Origin of the sequence: Streptomyces sp. NEAU-YJ-81 (assembly GCF_017592595.1) — a bacterium.
Lineage (GTDB): Bacteria > Actinomycetota > Actinomycetes > Streptomycetales > Streptomycetaceae > Streptomyces > Streptomyces hygroscopicus_B.
Genome location: NZ_JAGFNO010000012.1, coordinates 19,866 through 33,947, shown reverse-complemented (window position 1 = coordinate 33,947; position 14,082 = coordinate 19,866). Strand labels below are relative to the sequence as shown.

Annotated in this window: 16 protein-coding genes; 2 read left to right on the top strand and 14 right to left on the bottom strand. The window is 72.2% G+C overall.

The window, feature by feature from the left end; translation table 11 throughout:
• Positions 1 to 133: 133 nt before the first annotated feature.
• The 12 genes from J5X86_RS24830 to hisI form a co-directional block, all read right to left on the bottom strand.
• Positions 134 to 865, bottom strand: a complete 732-nt coding sequence (locus J5X86_RS24830; protein WP_078640878.1) for a VIT1/CCC1 transporter family protein — start codon at positions 863 to 865, stop codon at positions 134 to 136.
• A 187-nt stretch (positions 866 to 1,052) separates the two neighbouring features.
• A complete protein-coding gene (gene lgt, locus J5X86_RS24825; RefSeq protein WP_208518960.1) occupies positions 1,053 to 2,033 on the bottom strand; it encodes a prolipoprotein diacylglyceryl transferase in 981 nt (326 codons plus the stop codon).
• Positions 2,034 to 2,103: 70 nt separating this feature from the next.
• Positions 2,104 to 2,931, bottom strand: coding sequence for a thioredoxin domain-containing protein (locus J5X86_RS24820; protein ID WP_208518959.1), 828 nt, complete (start codon positions 2,929 to 2,931; stop codon positions 2,104 to 2,106).
• Between the two features lie 111 nt (positions 2,932 to 3,042).
• Entirely contained in the window at positions 3,043 to 3,861 is an 819-nt protein-coding gene (trpA, locus tag J5X86_RS24815; RefSeq protein ID WP_208518958.1) for a tryptophan synthase subunit alpha, read from the bottom strand.
• Complete coding sequence (trpB, locus tag J5X86_RS24810) at positions 3,861 to 5,108, bottom strand: tryptophan synthase subunit beta (protein WP_014059952.1); 1,248 nt, start codon at positions 5,106 to 5,108, stop codon at positions 3,861 to 3,863. Before trpB ends, trpA begins: the two co-directional genes overlap by 1 nt.
• Before the next feature lie 119 nt (positions 5,109 to 5,227).
• Positions 5,228 to 5,380 carry a tryptophan biosynthesis modulator TrpM gene (gene trpM / locus J5X86_RS52945; protein ID WP_372458418.1) on the bottom strand — a complete coding sequence of 51 codons (153 nt, stop codon included), beginning with the start codon at positions 5,378 to 5,380 and terminating at the stop codon, positions 5,228 to 5,230.
• A gap of 20 nt (positions 5,381 to 5,400) precedes the next feature.
• Positions 5,401 to 6,210 carry an indole-3-glycerol phosphate synthase TrpC gene (gene trpC, locus J5X86_RS24805; protein ID WP_014059953.1) on the bottom strand — a complete coding sequence of 270 codons (810 nt, stop codon included), beginning with the start codon at positions 6,208 to 6,210 and terminating at the stop codon, positions 5,401 to 5,403.
• A gap of 160 nt (positions 6,211 to 6,370) precedes the next feature.
• Complete coding sequence (locus J5X86_RS24800; RefSeq protein ID WP_208518957.1) at positions 6,371 to 6,781, bottom strand: DUF2752 domain-containing protein; 411 nt, start codon at positions 6,779 to 6,781, stop codon at positions 6,371 to 6,373.
• A 132-nt stretch (positions 6,782 to 6,913) separates the two neighbouring features.
• Positions 6,914 to 7,174, bottom strand: coding sequence for an HGxxPAAW family protein (locus J5X86_RS24795; RefSeq protein WP_208518956.1), 261 nt, complete (start codon positions 7,172 to 7,174; stop codon positions 6,914 to 6,916).
• Positions 7,175 to 7,470: 296 nt separating this feature from the next.
• Positions 7,471 to 8,166 (bottom strand): TIGR02234 family membrane protein, encoded by a 696-nt coding sequence (locus J5X86_RS24790; protein ID WP_374229288.1) that lies wholly within the window; start codon positions 8,164 to 8,166, stop codon positions 7,471 to 7,473.
• A 67-nt stretch (positions 8,167 to 8,233) separates the two neighbouring features.
• On the bottom strand, positions 8,234 to 9,724 hold the full coding sequence (locus J5X86_RS24785; RefSeq protein ID WP_208518954.1) for an anthranilate synthase component I: 1,491 nt from the start codon (positions 9,722 to 9,724) through the stop codon (positions 8,234 to 8,236).
• Positions 9,725 to 9,817: 93 nt separating this feature from the next.
• On the bottom strand, positions 9,818 to 10,183 hold the full coding sequence (hisI, locus tag J5X86_RS24780; RefSeq protein WP_078640886.1) for a phosphoribosyl-AMP cyclohydrolase: 366 nt from the start codon (positions 10,181 to 10,183) through the stop codon (positions 9,818 to 9,820).
• Between the two features lie 107 nt (positions 10,184 to 10,290).
• On the opposite strand from hisI, the gene J5X86_RS24775 reads away from it, so the two are divergent.
• Positions 10,291 to 11,310, top strand: a complete 1,020-nt coding sequence (locus J5X86_RS24775) for a hypothetical protein (protein ID WP_208518953.1) — start codon at positions 10,291 to 10,293, stop codon at positions 11,308 to 11,310.
• Between the two features lie 85 nt (positions 11,311 to 11,395).
• The gene (locus tag J5X86_RS24770) at positions 11,396 to 12,028 is read left to right on the top strand and encodes a TIGR03085 family metal-binding protein (protein ID WP_208518952.1); all 633 of its coding nucleotides are present in this window, start codon (positions 11,396 to 11,398) and stop codon (positions 12,026 to 12,028) included.
• 54 nt (positions 12,029 to 12,082) lie between these two features.
• On the opposite strand, the gene J5X86_RS24765 is transcribed toward J5X86_RS24770, so the two are convergent.
• Together J5X86_RS24765 and J5X86_RS24760 are read right to left on the bottom strand one after the other, a co-directional pair.
• On the bottom strand, positions 12,083 to 12,913 hold the full coding sequence (locus tag J5X86_RS24765; RefSeq protein ID WP_208518951.1) for an endo alpha-1,4 polygalactosaminidase: 831 nt from the start codon (positions 12,911 to 12,913) through the stop codon (positions 12,083 to 12,085).
• A gap of 279 nt (positions 12,914 to 13,192) precedes the next feature.
• Positions 13,193 to 13,936, bottom strand: a complete 744-nt coding sequence (locus tag J5X86_RS24760) for an SDR family oxidoreductase (protein WP_208518950.1) — start codon at positions 13,934 to 13,936, stop codon at positions 13,193 to 13,195.
• Positions 13,937 to 14,082: the final 146 nt, after the last annotated feature.

The window sequence follows — 14,082 nt, the reverse complement described above, 5'->3', positions numbered from 1 at the left end:
AGTGGACTGGGCGACCAACGTCGCCATAGCGCGGACCGGGCGACTCTGCCCAAGCGCTTTCGGCTTATGCCCGCCTGTAAAAGGATCGAAACCGAGGAGTAACGGCGTAGTTATGCGGCTCACCGTATGCCTGTCATCCTACGGCCGTCCCGAACAAAGCGCCCAGGGCATAGGTCACACCCGCCGCCGCGCCGCCCAGCGCGAGCTGCCGCAGCCCGCTGTACCACCAGGAGCGGGCGGTCACCCGCGCCACCGCCGCACCACAGCCGAACAGCCCGATCAGCGCCAGCACCACGGCCGGCCACAGCGCCGAGGCGCCCAGCAGATACGGCAGCACCGGCAGCAGCGCGCCCAGCGCGAAGGAGCCGAACGAGGACACCGCCGCGACCAGCGGTGAGGGCAGATCGTCCGGGTCCACGCCCAGCTCCTCGCGGGCGTGTATCTCCAGCGCCTGCTCGGGGTCGCGGGAGAGCTGCTCGGCCACCTCACGGGCCAGCGCCGGCTCCACACCGCGCGACACGTAGAGCGCCGCCAGCTCCTCCAGCTCGTCCACGGGGTGCTTGCGCAGCTCGCGCCGCTCCACCTCCAGCTCGGCCTCGACCAGCTCGCGCTGCGAGGCGACGGAGGTGTACTCCCCGGCGGCCATGGAGAAGGCACCGGCCGCGAGGCCCGCCAGACCGGTGATCACGATGGTCTGCCGGTCCACCGCGCCGCCGGCCACACCGGTCATCAGCGCGAGGTTGGAGACCAGTCCGTCCATGGCTCCGAAGACAGCGGGGCGCAGCCAGCCGCCGGTCACATCACGGTGGGTGTGGTTGTCGCGGTGGGCGATGTGCGGGGGCTCGGCGGTATCGATGACGGACATATGAAGATATGCTCCCTTCGAGAAGGGTGCGGCGATGCGGCCCCACCCCAACGGTTCGAAGGTACGCACGAATTACCCCGCTCCGCCAGCAAGGAAGGCCGAACTTACCTCGCTGACCTGCGGAAACGTAAAGAGGCCACCGAACCCCGAGGGGTCCGGCGGCCTGTTGGACGCGACGCGGGGCGCGTCAGGGCTTCTTGGAGGGCTCCGCCTCGGCGGCCACCGCACCGGCTTCGTCCGCGCCGCCGGTCTCGGCCGCGCCACCACTCCCGGCCGGAACGCCGTCGCCCGCCTCGGTGGCGGTGGCCGGGGCCGGTCCGGCGCTCACATCCGCGCCGTCCTCGACCGCGGCGGGCTCGACGACCTCCTCACGGCCGGGGGACTTCTTCGCGGAGATCACCAGATAGGCCACCGCGGCCAGGAAGACCACGACGGACGTCCAGTTGTTGAGTCGCAGCCCGAGCACATGGTGGGCGTCGTCCACCCGCAGGTACTCGATCCAGAAGCGGCCCACGGTGTACGACGCGACGTAGAGGGCAAACGCACGGCCATGCCCCAGCTTGAAGCGGCGGTCCGCCCAGATCACCAGCAGGGCCACGCCGATGCACCACAGCGACTCGTACAGGAAGGTCGGGTGGTACGTGCCGGCCACCCGGCCCGCGTCGGCGTCGCCGTCGATCTTCAGCGCCCACGGCAGGGTGGTCTCCTTGCCGTACAGCTCCTGGTTGAACCAGTTGCCCCAGCGGCCGATCGCCTGGGCGAAGGCGATGCCGGGCGCGATGGCGTCCGCGTAGGCCGGGAGCGGGATGCCCCGGCGGCGGCAGCCGATCCAGGCACCCAGCGCGCCCAGCGCGATGGCCCCCCAGATCCCGAGGCCGCCCTGCCAGATCTTGAACGCGTCCACCCAGTCACGGCCGTCGGTGAAGTACAGCTCGTAATCGGTGATGACGTGGTAGAGGCGGCCTCCGACCAGGCCGAAGGGCACCGCCCAGACGGCGATGTCGGCGACGGTGCCGACGCGGCCGCCCCGGGCGACCCAGCGCCGCCCGCCGAGCCAGACCGCGACGAAGACGCCGATGATGATGCAGAAGGCATAGCCGCGCAGCGGGACCGGGCCGAGATAGATCACGCCGGACGACGGGCTGGGAATGTAAGCGAGGAGGTCCATGACAGGACCGACGCTACCGTGCCGGGCGGGAGATGCGGCAACCCACCCGGCAACGGCTGCGTAACAAGGATCAGTCCCGGGCCGCCGCGAGGACCATGCGCTTGAGCTTGTTGGGGCTCAGCGGCTTGTCGGGGTCGCCGTACACGGACTTTCCGCCCAGCAGCACCGTCGGCGTGGACGCATAGCCGGAGTGGGCGAAGACATCGTTGGACTTGCGCACCCAGGCGTCGTGCCGGCCCTCCTCGACGCACTTGCGGAAAGCGGGGGTGACCAGCCCGGGGACCTGGTCCGCGAGCTTGATCAGCCGGGCGTTCTTCGCGTAGCTGTCCCGGGTCTCCGCGGGCTGATGGCGGTAGAGCACATCGTGGTACGCCCGGAACTTCCCGGCGTCCTGGTCCTGGGCGCAGGCCGCCGCGTTCGCCGCGCGGACCGAACCGGTGCCGCCGAGGTTTCCGTCGATGATCGTCACCAGGTGGTACTCGACCTTCATCCGGCCCTCGTCCTGCAGCTCGTGGACGGTCTTGCGGAAGACATCCTCGAACTGCTTGCACCCGGGACAGCGGAAGTCCTCGTACACCGTCAGGGTCACCGGGGCCGACTTCCCGGCCTTGTCCGCCTGCCCGGCCTTCCCCGTCTTCTCCACCATCCCCGAGGGGATCACCAGGCGCGCCTTGCCGACCGCTCCGCGCGGTGGCACCACGGAGCTGCCCGACTTGCCCGAGTCGTCTTCGGTCCTGGACGCGACCATGCCCACCCCCACGGCCCCGGCGAGGACGGCCACCACGGCCCCCAGGACGCCCAGCGTCCGCTTCCGCTTCGCGCGCGACCGCTCCCGCTCGCGCTGTTCCCGCAGGCGCTCTCGGGCGCCGCGCTTTCCCTCACGGTTTCTCTGACTCACGCCCTCGCCAACGAGGCGGAGGAGCACCGCCGAGCTCCTCCGCCCCGTTCTTCCCTCTAACGAGCGACGGGCGAGGCGTCTAACGGGCGGGGCGTCTAACGGGCGGGGCGTCTAACGGGCGGCGCGCACGCCTTCCGCCAGCTCACCCGCGAGCTCGCGCAGCCCCGCGAGACCGGCCTCGGTGTCACCCTCGGCGTCCAGCAGCCGCTTGACGAAGGCCGAGCCCACGATGACCCCGTCGGCGAACGCCGCGACCTCGGTGGCCTGGGTGGCGTTGGAGACGCCGAGCCCCACGCAGACCGGAAGCGTGGTGGTGCCGCGGGTGCGCTCCACCAGCTCGCGCGCCTCCTGGCCCACCGATTCCCTCGTTCCGGTGACGCCCATCAGGGACGCCGCGTAGACGAAACCGCTGCCCGCCGCCGTGATCTTCGCCAGCCGCTCATCACGGCTGCTGGGCGCGACCACGAACACGGTCGCCAGACCGTGCTGCTCGGCGGCCTTCCGCCAGATCTCCGACTCCTGGACCGGCAGATCGGGCAGGATGCAGCCCGCGCCGCCCGCCTCGGCGAGATCGGCGGCGAACCGCTCGACGCCGTACCGGTCCACCGGGTTCCAGTACGTCATGCACAGGATCGGGGCGCCCGTCCGGGCGTGCACCTCCCCCACCGTGCGGATCACATCGCGGATCTTGACCCCGCCGCGCAGCGCGATGTCGTCGGCGGTCTGGATCACCGGCCCGTCGAGCACCGGATCGCTGTGCGGCAGCCCGACCTCGACGATGTCGCAGCCGCCCTCGATCATGGCGGTCATCGCGTCCACCCCGCCGTCGATGGAGGGGAAACCGGCGGGCAGATAGCCGACGAGCGCGGCGCGCCCCTCGTCCTTGGCGCCCGCCAGGACGGATCCCAGCAGCTCCAGATTCCCGGCCATCACTTCGCTCCCTGGTCGCTCTGCTGGTCGTAGAGCCCGAAGTACCGAGCCGCCGTGTCCATGTCCTTGTCGCCGCGCCCGGAGAGGTTGACCAGCACCAGGCCGTCGCTCCCCAGCTCACGGCCGAGGTCCAGGGCGCCCGCCAGCGCGTGGGCGCTCTCGATCGCCGGGATGATGCCCTCGGTCTCCGAGAGCAGCCGCAGCGCCCGCATCGCCTCGTCGTCGGTGACCGCCCGGTACTCGGCGCGGCCGATGTCCTTCAGATAGGCGTGCTCCGGCCCGACGCCGGGGTAGTCGAGACCGGCCGAGATCGAGTACGGCTCGGTGATCTGGCCGTCCTCGTCCTGGAGGACGAACGACCGGGAGCCGTGCAGGATCCCGGGCTCGCCCTGGCTCAGCGTGGCCGCGTGCTCCCCGGTCTCCACACCGTGTCCGGCGGGCTCGAAGCCGACGATGCGTACGCTCTCGTCCGGCAGGAAGGCGTGGAACAGCCCGATCGCGTTGGATCCGCCGCCCACGCAGGCCGCGACCGCGTCCGGCAGCCGCCCGGTCCGCTCCAGGATCTGCCGCCGCGCCTCCACGCCGATCACCCGGTGGAAGTCGCGCACCAGCGCCGGGAAGGGGTGGGGGCCGGCCACGGTGCCGAAGAGGTAGTGGGTGCGGTCCACATTGGCGACCCAGTCCCGGAACGCCTCGTTGATGGCGTCCTTCAGGGTGCGGCTGCCGGACGTCACGGAGATGACCTCGGCGCCCAGCATCCGCATCCGCGCCACATTGAGCGCCTGCCGCTGGGTGTCGACCTCGCCCATGTAGATGGTGCATTCGAGCCCGAACAGCGCACACGCGGTGGCCGTGGCCACGCCGTGCTGACCGGCGCCGGTCTCGGCGATGACGCGGGACTTGCCCATGCGCTTGGTGAGCAGGGCCTGCCCCAGCACGTTGTTGATCTTGTGGGAGCCGGTGTGGTTGAGGTCCTCCCGCTTGAGGAAGACCCGGGCGCCCCCGGCGTGCTCGGCGAACCGCTGCACCTCGGTCAGCGCACTGGGCCGGCCGGTGTAGTTGACCAGCAGATCCTCGAGCTCGGCCGCGAAGGCGGGGTCCGTCTTGGCCTTCTCGTACTCGGCCGCGACCTCGTCGACGGCGGCGACGAGCGCCTCGGGGATGAACTTGCCGCCGAAGGCGCCGAAATAGCCCTCGGCGCTGGGCACTCGACCCTCGGGGTCGGGGATGAAGAAATCAGAGGACATGGGTGGTACTCCTCGATCGGGGCAGCGCCCCGCAACGGATGCGATGGGTGGGAATGCCATGGCCCGCCGGACAGAAACGCCTCCGGATACGGCCCACGGCTACGGCCTGCAGCGCGCTCTCAGCGCGTTGCCGTCCGACGCCATCGCCGCCCGTTGATCTGCCCCGGCTCGCATCCGATGTGGTAGCGCACGCGCCGCCCCCGCACCCGCCTCGCGGGCGCGCGGCAGCCCCGGGGCCGACAGCCCCGGGCCAGGCGCGCGTACGTCTCCATGGTCCGCCGGTCCCGTCCCGTCAGTCCCGGCCGTGGCGCAGCGCCGGGTGGGCGCCCGCCGCCACCAGATCGGCCACCGCGGCCTTGGGGTCGCGCCCGGTCACCAGGGACTCGCCGACCAGCACCGCGTCCGCGCCGTCGTTCGCATAGGCGATCAGGTCGTGCGGACCGCGCACACCCGACTCCGCGATCTTGACGATGTGGTCCGGGATCTCCGGTGCGACGCGTGCGAAGGTCGAGCGGTCCACCTGGAGGGTCTTGAGGTCGCGCGCGTTGACGCCGATCACCCGGGCCCCGGCGTCGACCGCCCGGACGACCTCTTCCTCGTCGTGCACCTCGACCAGCGGCGTCAGCCCGATCGACACGGCGCGCTCGATGAGCGAGACCAGCGCCTCCTGCTCCAGCGCGGAGACGATCAGCAGGATGACGTCGGCGCCGTACGCCCGCGCCTCCCACAACTGGTAGGAGGTGACGATGAAGTCCTTACGGAGCACCGGAATGTCGACCTTGGCCCTTACGGCTTCCAGGTCGGCCAGCGAACCGCCGAAGCGGCGCTGCTCGGTCAGCACGCTGATGACGGACGCGCCGCCCGCCTCGTAGTCGGCGGCGAGCCCCGCGGGGTCGGCGATCGCGGCGAGCGCGCCCTTGGACGGGCTGGACCGCTTGACCTCGCAGATCACGTTGACGCTGTCGCCCTTGAGCGCCGCGACGCCGTCCTTCGCCGGCCGGGCCTTGGCCGCCCGCTCCTTGAGCTCGTCGAGGGTGACGCGCGCCTGCCGCTCCGTGAGGTCGGCACGGACTCCGTCGATGATCTCGTCGAGCACACTCATCGAGCGGGCCCCCTTCCGTGACGGGGATGAAGCTGGCTTTGAATCCGCCGGGTGTGGCGGCAAGCCGCCTCACCTGGCACTGCGATGGTAGCCGCCGGGACGCCGAGGTCTCGCATCCGGTTGACGCGGACGGCCCCCACATGCACATACACAACAGCGGTCACGGCGCCAGTAGTCCCCCGAACGGGAAATTCCGGACGATTGTGAAGACCAGGGCCACCGCGCCGAGCGCCCCCGCATGCCACAGCCGCGCCGCCGGGAAGCGTCCGCGCACGCACCACACCACCCAGCAGACGGCGAAGAGCGCGTAACAGCCGACGGCGAGGGCGTTGTCACGCAGCGCGGTCGCCAGATCGCCATGGGCCAGGGCGTGGGCACCGCGCAGCCCGCCGCAGCCGGGGCAGTACAGCCCGGTGAGCCGCAGCAGCGGGCAGACGGGGTAGTGACCGGGCTCCCGGGGGTCGACGGCGCCGACGTAGCCGAAGGCGACGAGAACGCCCGCGAGCACCCCGAAAGGTGCCACGAGACGCCAGACCACGGGGGCCGGGGCGGTCGGCGGTGGTTCGCTCACACCGCCAAGTCTCCCCCGGGATCCACGAAGGCGCAGCTCAGAGCCGGTGCGCCGACCTCCGTACGGCTCAGTGCCGAGCGCGGTGGAGGCGAGCGCGGTGGAGGCGGGCGCGGCCCCGGGCCGCGCCCGGGCTCACTGCTGGGTCTGTGCCTGCGCCTGCGCCGTGGGCTGCGGCTGCGGCTGCAGGAGCGAGTGCTGCTCCTTGGGCAGGCCCAGCCCGGCCGCGCGCATCGCCGCGCCGACGACGCCACCGAGGACGATGATCACCATGCCCACCCAGAAGCCGAGCGGGTTGGCCGCCACTATGAACGCGCCGGCGACGCAGAAGCCGATGAAGGCGATGGTGACACCGGTCCAGGCGGCCGGGGTGTGTCCGTGGTTGTGACCCGCCATGAATTCTCCTCGTAGCTGTACTGCGCCTGGTCCGGGCGCTCGGGGGCGAACGCTCCCAGGCCATTGTCCCCGACCCGCGAAATGCCCTTGAGCGGGGGTGGACATTGCGGTCCGAGACGGGACGGTGGCGCGGGCCCCGGCGGCTCTCAGCAGATCGGCGGAAGTCGGCTGCGGTTGGGAGGCGCCGTGAAGGGGCGCGGGGCTGTGTCGATGTGCGGCTCCGCCGCGTGGGCGCGATCAGCCACCACGGTGCCGCAGACGATCGGCGGCAGCTCAGGGCACTTCCGGCGGAGCGCTCAGGCGCCCCGCTCGGTCTCCTGCCGCGCCGGGGCCTGGGTCGGGTCCTCGCCCCGGTCCAGGGCCTTCCACAGCTCCTCGGGGCGGTCCGGGTCGGGGGCGGGGCCGCCGCGCCGGGTGCGGCCCCGGCCCGCGGTGCCCTCGGTGCCCGCGCGCTCGTACCGCCCGGACATGGCCGGCCAGTGGCGGCCGTAGCCCAGTGCGAGCACGCCCGCGAGCAGCAGCAGCACACCGCCGGCCGCGGCGACCCACGGCCAGGGGGTGTACGCCACATCGTGGATGGGGCTGTGGGTCAGACCGCTCACCTTGGACGCCTTCTCCTCCAGCGCCGCCTTGTCGGTCGCACCGAGGGCGGAGCTGACGACGATGCCCGCGCCGCTGAGGGCGAGCAGCGCCGAGACGGCGCCACGGCCGAGGCGGCGCACGGCGAAGACCGCGACCAGCGCGGCGAGGCCGACGATCGCCAGCGCACCGGGCAGCCCGGTGATGTCATCGCCATTGGCACTCTGCGGGAGAGAGCCCTGGGCGACGGAGGCGGTGCCCTCGGCCCACTTGCGGCTGGTGGCCAGCAGGACGAGGGCGGCGCCGAGCGCACCGGCGAGCAGGGCGATGGCAAGGCTGCTTCGGCGGCCGCGCGCGGCGGGGGCGGAGGGCTCGTTCTCGGCCCTGGGCTGGGGTACGGCTGCTGCAGTCACGCCTACCACTATCCCCCACCCGGGTACGGGACCGTCCCCGGGTGGGGGATATGGGAACTACCGGGAACTACCGCCCCAGCCGGCCCGCCGCATGCACCGCCCGCAGCACCGCCGCCGCCTTGTTGCGGCACTCCGCGTCCTCGGCCACCGGATCGGAGTCGGCGACGATCCCCGCGCCCGCCTGGACATACGCCGTGCCCTCGCGCAGCAGCGCGGTGCGGATGGCGATCGCGGTGTCGGAGTCGCCCGCGAAGTCGAGATAGCCGACACAGCCGCCGTAGAGCCCGCGGCGGCTCGGCTCCAGCTCCTCGATGATCTGCAGCGCCCGCGGCTTGGGGGCGCCGGAGAGGGTGCCCGCGGGGAAGCAGGCGGTGAGCACGTCGAAGGCCGTACGGCCCTCGGCGAGGCTGCCGGTGACCGTCGAGACGATGTGCATGACATGGCTGTAGCGCTCGATCGACATGAAGTCGACGACCTCCACGCTGCCGGGCTCGCAGACCCGCCCGAGGTCATTGCGCCCGAGGTCGACGAGCATCAGATGCTCGGCCCGCTCCTTGGGGTCGGCGAGCAGCTCCTCCCCGAGGGCCGCGTCCTCCTGCGGGGTGGCCCCCCGGTGGCGGGTGCCGGCGATGGGATGCAGCATCGCCCGGCCGTCCTCGACCTTGACCAGGGCCTCCGGGCTGGAGCCCACCACGTCGAAGCCCTCGAACCGGAAGAGGTACATATAGGGGCTCGGGTTGGTGGCGCGCAGCACCCGGTAGACGTCGAGGGCACTGGCCGAGCACGGCGTCTCGAACCGCTGCGAGGGGACGACCTGGAACGCCTCGCCCGCGCGGATGCGCTCCTTGATGTCGTCCACGGCCGCCATGAAGTCCTCGCCGCCCCACAGCGCGGTGTACTCGGGCAGCTCGGACTCGGGCAGCGCGGTGGGGTCGGTCGGCACGGGGCGGACCAGGTCGGCGGCCATCGCGTCGAGCCGGGCCACGGCGTCCGCGTACGCCTCGTCCACGCCCGTGTCGAGGTCGTTGTGGTTGATCGCGTTGGCGATCAGCAGCACGGTGCCGTCCCAGTGGTCCAGCACCGCGAGGTCCGAGGTGAGCAGCATGGTCAGCTCGGGCAGGCGCAGATCGTCCCGCCCATGCTCGCCGACCTTCTCCAGGCGGCGGACGATGTCGTAGCCGAGGTAGCCGACCATGCCGCCGGTGAACGGCGGTAGCTGGACCAGGCCCCCGAGGTCGCGGGGGGTGTGCAGGGTCTCGACGGTGGCGCGCAGCGCCTGGAGGGGGTCGCCCTCGGTGGGGACGCCGACTGGCGGGGTGCCCAGCCAGTGGGTGCGGCCGTCGCGTTCGGTGAGGGTGGCGGAGCTGCGGACGCCGATGAAGGAGTAGCGGGACCAGGAGCGGCCGTTCTCGGCGGATTCGAGGAGGAAGGTGCCGGGGCGCTCGGCGGCCAGTTTGCGGTAGAGGCCCACGGGGGTGTCGCCGTCCGCGAGCAGCTTGCGGCTGACGGGGATGACGCGGCGGTCGGCCGCCAGCTTGCGGAAGGTCTCGAGATCCATCGTGACAACGTCCTGGGTCAAGGGCTGGGGAGCCCGGCGGGCGGGTGCGGTGATGGCCGGTCCACCGGCCGAGCGGAAGGTCGTCTGGCCGGTCTACCGGCCGAGCGGGAGGTCGTCGGCGTCGAAGCAGGTGCGGTCGCCGGTGTGGCAGGCGGCGCCGACCTGGTCGACCTTGACGAGGATGGTGTCGGCGTCGCAGTCGAGGGCGACGGACTTGACCAGCTGGATATGGCCGGAGGTGTCGCCCTTGACCCAGTACTCCTGGCGGCTGCGGCTCCAGTAGGTGCAGCGGCCGGTGGTGAGGGTGCGGTGCAGCGCCTCGTCGTCCATCCAGCCGAGCATCAGCACCTCACCGGTGTCGTATTGCTGGGCGATGGCGGGCAGCAGGCCGTCGGCGCCGCGCTTGAGGCGGGCGGCGAGGGCCGGGTCGAGGGCGGAGGGGCGGTCGGAGCCGGTCATGCGACCATTCTGCACGCCCGGAGGGGGGTCTCCGCGAATGATCTCCGTCGGGCCGGTATGCCGGGCCCGATGGTCGGGTTGTCGGTGGAATGGGGCATGCTTCGGGCATGACGTTTCCGCCGCCGTCGAATGACCCCAACCGGCCTGGAAACGGCGGGGGGTTCGGTCCACCGCCGCAGCCGCAGCCACCGTCTCAGCCCCCGCAGGCTCCTCAGCAGCGGCCGCAGGGCTTCGGGCCGCCGCCCCCGGCGGACCAGCCGGCGCAGCCGGGCGGGCCGGGGCCGCAGGCCCAGCCCGGTCCGTACGCCCAGCCCGGTCCGCCCGGGCAGCCGAGCGGCGGTTTCGGCCCGCCGACCCCACCGGCCCTGCTGCCCGGCGGGCCGCCGCCGGGCGCGCTGCCGCCGGGGGCCATACCTCCGGGCGCGCTGCCGCCTCCCCCGCCGCCCGGCCCCGGCGGTTCCAAGGTCACGGCGATCGTCATCGCGGCGGTGGTGGCCGTGGCGGTGGTCGTCGGCGCGATCGTCATCGGGACGAAGGACGACGGGGGCAAGAAGACGTCGGCCGACGCCGGCCCGTCCGCCGCCGCCTCGGACCGCCCCCTCTCCTCGCCCTCGGACGGCGGGCCGTCCGCCGCCCCGCCGGGCTCGGAGGACCCCGGCCAGGGCGCGCCGCTGGGCGGCGGAAGCGATGCCCCCGACGCGGATCCGGACACCTCGGATTCGGCGGCCCCGGATGCGTCGGAGTCCGGCGAGCCCGGTGACAAGGTGCCGTATGTGGTGCTCGACCCCGGCCAGTGCTTCGACCACCCGGCGATGGACAGCAGCGTCACCAAGGTCGAGAAGCGGTCCTGCCACGGCCCGCACGACGGCGAGGTGATCGCCAACGAGAAGCTGAGCGGCGACTTCTCCTCCGAGAAGGCGATTCAGACCAAGGCGCTGTCGCTGTGCGGGACGGACGCCAAGAAGCGGCTCAAGACCATCCCCAACGACGGCCGGATGTATTACTACTACGCGCTGTATCCCGCGCTGGGCACCTACTCCATCCAGGGCGAGGACCAGGTCTCCTGTGCGCTCACACTGAGCGCCGCACGCGACGGCAAGAAGCTGAGCAAGCCCCTGCCGGGATAGGCCCGGTCAGGACGCCCTCTCGCGCGGGGCGCGCGCGGCGGCGCTTCTCATGGCAGCGGGCGGGCCCCGGTCGTAGGGTGGACGTATGTCCACTCACGCGAAGCGCGAACGCCTGCTCCTCGCCGACCTCTTGGACGGCGCGGGCCCCGGGGCCCCGACGCTGTGCGAGGGCTGGAACACCCGCGATCTGGCGGCCCATCTGGTGGTCCGCGAGCGCCGCCCCGACGCGGCCGCCGGGGTCCTGGTCAAGCCGCTGGCCGCGCGGCTGGCCCGGGTGCAGGAGGAGTTCGCGGCGAAGCCGTACGAGGAGCTGCTCCAGCTCTTCCGCACCGGTCCGCCGCGGATGTCGCCGTTCGCGCTGAAGCAGGTGGACGAGGCGGCCAACAGCTTCGAGTTCTACGTCCACGCCGAGGATGTGCGCCGCGCCCGCCCCGAGTGGACACCGCGCGAGCTGGACCCGGTCTTCGCCGACACGCTGTGGTCCCGTATCGAGCGCGGCGCCCGGATCTTCGGCCGCCGCTCCCCCGTCGGCCTGGTACTGCGGCGTCCGGACGGCCGTACGGCGGTGGCCCACCGCGGCGTCCCGGTCGTCACGGTCACCGGCGAGCCGGGCGAGCTGGCGCTCTTCCTCAGCGGCCGCCAGGATGCCGCCCGGGTCGAGCTGGAGGGCGACAAGGAGGCCGTGGCCGCGGCGCGTGAGGCCAAGCTGGGCGTCTGAGACCGCGGCGCATCCCCGCCGCCATGCAGGCGGCGGGGATTGCTGGAGGCATCCTTAACAGGTCTCGCGGACGTAATCCTCACCGTCGTCGGTCGAGACATCCTCGTCCCGCAGGACAATGCTGAGCCGGTCGCCCCAGCCCTCGCACGCCTTGGCGAAGCCCTCCTCGCCGTACTCGACCACCACGACATGGTCGTCGTAAGCCTTGGCGAACTCACCGCACTCGTCGTACTCGCCGCACTCCTCGACCACCGCGAAGTCCAGCCCGGCCGCCTTACGGTCGGAGAGGAGTTCCGCGGTGTTCTTCTGCGCGATGGCCAGCCCCTGGGCGTGCGCGTGCTCCGACAGCAGGGCCATGAACTCCTTGGCGTGAGCGGTGGTCAGCAGCTTCTGGGAGCGCTCGTAGCTGTCGTAGTTGTCGGGCTCGACGGCGTCGAAGCCGTCCTCGGCGCAGCCGTCGATCCAGCCGTTGACCTTCTCCGCCGCCCGCTCGCGCTTCTTGGCGGTGCTGATGTCGAGCAGCGGTTCCTTCCACTGGGTGTCGATGACGAGATCGCCGTCGCGGTCCCGCAGCAGCAGGTCGTCGGGCCACTGGTCGCGCTCGCCCGGCTGGACCTGGAAGGCGTTGACGTAACAGATGTTGTACAGCCCGTCCGCCGGGGAGTCCGCGCGGTCGCGGCTGACGATGTCGACGCCCTTCGGCGGGGTGTACTCCCCGCCGATCTGGTAGTCGAAGCCGCCATGGACGGGCGGCAGCGCCACTTCGGACGCGCTGGCCCCCGAGGACATGGACACGGCCACGACGGCGGCCGCGGCGGCCGCGGCCGTCGCCACCGACGCGAGGACCCAGCGGCGACGAAGGCGGGCGGCATGGCTGGCTGGCATGAAAGCTCCAACACTCGCGGGTAACGGCCCCGCCTCGGATGGCATCCGCCGTCCTGGCGACTGAGTCCGGGCTCGGGACCGGAACCGGACCCCCTACCGGCTGGGCGTACCTCTTGGGCGGCACGGGGGCGGTACACCCGTGCGGCTGTTGTGATCAAAGCGGCCCCCGGCAACGGCGTCAAGTCGGCAGCCCCCGGGACCGACCCGCCGGACCGACCCGCACCCAACCACCACGACGCCCTCCTCCCGCGCGGCAGTTCGCGCCCCCCGCCCGGGCCCCTACTGGGCGCTCGCGGCCGGGCGCACCACGATCTCGTTGACGTCGACCCCGGCCGGCTGGCTGATGGCGTACGCGATGGCGTCGGCGATCGCGGAGGCGGGCAGGGCCACCGAGCGGTAGGTCTTCATGGCCTCACGGGCGGCCGGATCGGAGATGGAGTCGGCGAGTTCGGACTCGGTCACGCCCGGGGAGACCAGGCTGACCCGGATGTCACCGGCCGATTCCTGGCGCAGCCCCTCCGAGATGGCGCGTACGGCGAACTTGGTGGCGCAGTACACCGCGGCGGTGGGCGACACCTCGTACGCGCCGACCGAGGCGATGTTCACGACATGCCCGCCGCCCTGCTCCTTCATCACCGGCAGCGCCGCGGCGATGCCGTACAGCACACCGCGCACATTCACATCGAGCATCCGGTCCCACTCGTCGACCTTCAGCGCCTCGAGCGGCGAGAGGGGCATCACCCCGGCGTTGTTGACCATCACATCCACCCGCCCGAACCGCTCCCGGGCGGCGGCCACAAAGGCCCGCATGTCCCCGGCCGCGGTGACATCCAGCCCCTGATACGCCGCGCTGCCGCCCTCGGCGGTGATCTGCCCGGCCAGCTCCCCCAGCCGCTCGGTCCGCCGCGCCCCCAGATACACCCGGTGCCCCTCGGCGGCGAGCCGACGCGCGGTCGCCTCGCCGATCCCACTGCTGGCCCCGGTGATGAGCACGACCTTGCCCGTCTCGGTGATGGCGTTCATGGCGATATCCCTTTCGCTCCTGATCCCGTTCTGCCCTGCCCCACCGAGTCTGGGCAGGTCAGCGCCCCCATACCAGGACGCACTCCTCCTGGGTGCGGCACACCCTGTCAGTGCGCTGCGCCATCATTGAACGAGCGCTTCGCAGA

Bases quoted from the DNA above. Each gene is read 5' to 3' on its own strand.
- J5X86_RS24795 (WP_208518956.1), bottom strand. From the start codon at position 7,174: ATGGCGGGTCACAACCACGGACACACCCCGGCCGCCTGGACCGGTGTC.
- J5X86_RS24765 (WP_208518951.1), bottom strand. From the start codon at position 12,913: ATGCCAGCCAGCCATGCCGCCCGCCTTCGTCGCCGCTGGGTCCTCGCG.
- trpB (WP_014059952.1), bottom strand. From the start codon at position 5,108: ATGTCCTCTGATTTCTTCATCCCCGACCCCGAGGGTCGAGTGCCCAGC.
- trpM (WP_372458418.1), bottom strand. From the start codon at position 5,380: ATGGAGACGTACGCGCGCCTGGCCCGGGGCTGTCGGCCCCGGGGCTGC.
- trpC (WP_014059953.1), bottom strand. From the start codon at position 6,210: ATGAGTGTGCTCGACGAGATCATCGACGGAGTCCGTGCCGACCTCACG.
- J5X86_RS24770 (WP_208518952.1), top strand. From the start codon at position 11,396: ATGTCCACTCACGCGAAGCGCGAACGCCTGCTCCTCGCCGACCTCTTG.
- J5X86_RS24830 (WP_078640878.1), bottom strand. From the start codon at position 865: ATGTCCGTCATCGATACCGCCGAGCCCCCGCACATCGCCCACCGCGAC.
- J5X86_RS24785 (WP_208518954.1), bottom strand. From the start codon at position 9,724: ATGGATCTCGAGACCTTCCGCAAGCTGGCGGCCGACCGCCGCGTCATC.
- J5X86_RS24760 (WP_208518950.1), bottom strand. From the start codon at position 13,936: ATGAACGCCATCACCGAGACGGGCAAGGTCGTGCTCATCACCGGGGCC.
- J5X86_RS24775 (WP_208518953.1), top strand. From the start codon at position 10,291: ATGACGTTTCCGCCGCCGTCGAATGACCCCAACCGGCCTGGAAACGGC.
- lgt (WP_208518960.1), bottom strand. From the start codon at position 2,033: ATGGACCTCCTCGCTTACATTCCCAGCCCGTCGTCCGGCGTGATCTAT.
- hisI (WP_078640886.1), bottom strand. From the start codon at position 10,183: ATGACCGGCTCCGACCGCCCCTCCGCCCTCGACCCGGCCCTCGCCGCC.
- trpA (WP_208518958.1), bottom strand. From the start codon at position 3,861: ATGGCCGGGAATCTGGAGCTGCTGGGATCCGTCCTGGCGGGCGCCAAG.